Below are 1989 nucleotides of genomic sequence, written 5' to 3'. Positions count from 1 at the left end.
GCAAGTACCGGATCGGAGCTTAAACGGGTTGGCGCATCAAGGAATTCGTTCGCGATACGCGCAGCACCGGCCATCGTGAACAATCAAGGCCGACAACCAGACCCGCACCGCCGCCGACCCGCTACCCGACGACCTCGCAACACCCTCCCCACGATCCGCGACGACGTGCGCACTAACGTGAAACGGGCCAGTACTGCATCTAACCGTCTACTGCAGATTCCCGGGGCATCTGTGACCAATGTGGTCATTTGGGCTTGCGATGGGCTCACGGTGCGTCCGCGAGCACCGGCGTTGCAGTGCCAGTGCGGAATGCTGTACTGGCGGTGAACGAGCGGCGGCGCCGCCGTTGGCGGCATCTGGATCTGGCTACCCATCGCCTCCGGCTGGTCTATGAGATCCACCGTCTGGACTGTCCCGACTGCGGGATCCGCACCGAGGAATACCCTGGGCGTCCGCCCGGCGCGCGGCATACTCGCGAGATCGAGATGCCCTGGCTGCCACGCAACGCTCACGCTGCCGTGTGACCGCCGCGGTCTGCCCTGACACCTTGGCTCCGAGAGCACCGGTTCCGGCTGATATCGCGAATCGGTGAGCAAATCAGCGAAGGTAACTCCGCGTATCGGCGGACGATTGCCCGCGAATCGGCGAGGTCGGCTTCGACTCTGGAGTGGCCGCTCGCCTTCTCAACGTCTCGCCTAGCGGAGTCGGACCAAATGCCAACCCAGACGCGGCTGGACCCATCATCGAAACCCTCGTGATGCCAGAACTCCGGCGACAACTCGGATGGGCTGATCAGACACCACGACTGTTCCACTATCGCGATCGAGCTATCGCGATCGAGACGGCGCCGAAGTAAACCTCATACTGAAAACCGCAGATGGCCTCAATGCCGCGATCGAGATCAAGTCAGCAATCCTGCGGGGGCGAGACATCCGCTGGATTACCAAACTCGGCAAACGCTTCGCCGGCGGCCTCATCCGCCACACCGGCCCACAAGCCCAGCCATTCGGCGGCCTCATCCGCCACACCGGCCCACAAGCCCAGCCATTCGGCGACCGCCTCGCCTCCGCCCCCATCGAAGTCCTCGGGTCCGCATGAGGGTAGATATATGACTTGCAACAAACCTCAAGTGCTACTGCCGAATTCATCGCTGCCGAGATCATTTTGGAGGGCGGCGGCCGGTAACCAACCAGCGGCGAAGACGACCCGAACGCATCGGCAACCGCGTGTGTTACGAGGCGCGTAGGCCGCCACATGCTCCTCAGGGCCGCTTAAGGACGAAGGCCTCGATTTGCCGGTCGCCGGCCCACGCCTCTCCTTGGTGAGGCCGGGATAGAGTTCGACGCCTTTCTCCCATATCTCTTCGCGTTCGCCGGGTGTGGCAAGTCGGGCGGTGGCAGCCCAGGTATCGCTCTCGATCGTCACCCTTGCCGCCGGGTTGGCCTTCAGGTTGTGATACCAGTCAGGGTGTCTAGCGTCGCCATAGTTAGCCGCGACGACCGCCACGCCATCAGGATGCGGAATGCCCAAAAGCGCTACGGTGCACGGCCTTCCGGACTTGGCGCCGGTGGTGGTGAGGATGACCGTCGGCAGACCGGCCGCGATCCCGGCGAAGCTATGCTTGCCCCCGGTGAGCTTACTGACCAGCTAGTCCAGGCGGTGTGCCGTCGGCCGGAAGAACACGCGTCCCGACTTGGTCCCGGCAACACGGCGCATCGCTCGATGAAACACATTTGCATCATCGAAAGAGCGGGCTGGCATAGCGGTATTCTACCGAAACCGAACCCCTGCCAAGGGGGATTTCGCGTTCTGGACGCAGGGTTGCTTAAAGTGTCCTTCGCGTAATCGAATTCATCATTTGGTGGTGAAGACTATTTGGGGCTGCGCGAAAAGCAGTTACCTGACGGTACCCTGATCCTGCAATCACCTTCGGGCACAACCCATGTCACCACCCCAACAACACCGGACCCGCCCCACCCCCACCGACGA

General features: G+C 62.4%; 1 protein-coding gene and 1 pseudogene. One reads left to right on the top strand and one right to left on the bottom strand.

The window, feature by feature from the left end; all coding sequences use genetic code 11:
* Positions 1–296 precede the first annotated feature (296 nt).
* Positions 297–524 (top strand): transposase family protein, encoded by a 228-nt coding sequence (locus tag CDN38_RS32555; protein ID WP_368773224.1) that lies wholly within the window; start codon positions 297–299, stop codon positions 522–524.
* Between the two features lie 737 nt (positions 525–1261).
* Here the strand turns inward: CDN38_RS32555 and CDN38_RS32300 are convergent.
* Positions 1262–1761: pseudogene (locus tag CDN38_RS32300) on the bottom strand (nitroreductase family deazaflavin-dependent oxidoreductase).
* Positions 1762–1989 lie beyond the last annotated feature (228 nt).

The sequence above is a fragment of the Mycobacterium ostraviense genome, from assembly GCF_002705925.1.
GTDB lineage: Bacteria > Actinomycetota > Actinomycetes > Mycobacteriales > Mycobacteriaceae > Mycobacterium > Mycobacterium ostraviense.
The sequence above is the reverse complement of the archived record's forward strand: the minus strand, read 5'-3'. Positions and strand labels throughout refer to the sequence as shown.